Source organism: Chryseobacterium sp. SIMBA_028, from assembly GCF_046535285.1.
GTDB lineage: Bacteria > Bacteroidota > Bacteroidia > Flavobacteriales > Weeksellaceae > Chryseobacterium.
This window is the reverse complement of the sequence record NZ_JAWRWZ010000286.1, coordinates 1-272: the sequence shown is the minus strand read 5'-3', so window position 1 is coordinate 272 and position 272 is coordinate 1. Positions and strand designations below refer to the sequence as shown.

The 272-nt window shown below is 61.4% G+C and carries 1 pseudogene; it reads right to left on the bottom strand.

Annotated features, from left to right (window positions below):
* Positions 1-272: pseudogene (locus tag SCA31_RS23490) on the bottom strand (carboxy terminal-processing peptidase); the annotation flags it as partial.

The window sequence follows — 272 nt, the reverse complement described above, 5'->3', positions numbered from 1 at the left end:
GGCGCGCCTCGCGGGCGGCCTGTTCCTTGCGGCGCTCGGCCTCATTGCGGGAGCTAAGCCCCTTGTCGCGCTGCGCCTTCAGGTCGGCAATGTCCTCAATCAGGCTCTGATAGCCCGGATCGGTCTTGACGCGCGCATCATGGCGGCTCTGCTACTGTGGCAGCACGCTCTTGATGTCGCCGAAAGGCTTATATTTTGCAGGCTTGATTTCCGTCCATGGCAGGGCGTTATCATAGCTCGTCTCGCCGAAGGTTTTCGGGTCGGAAAGACCC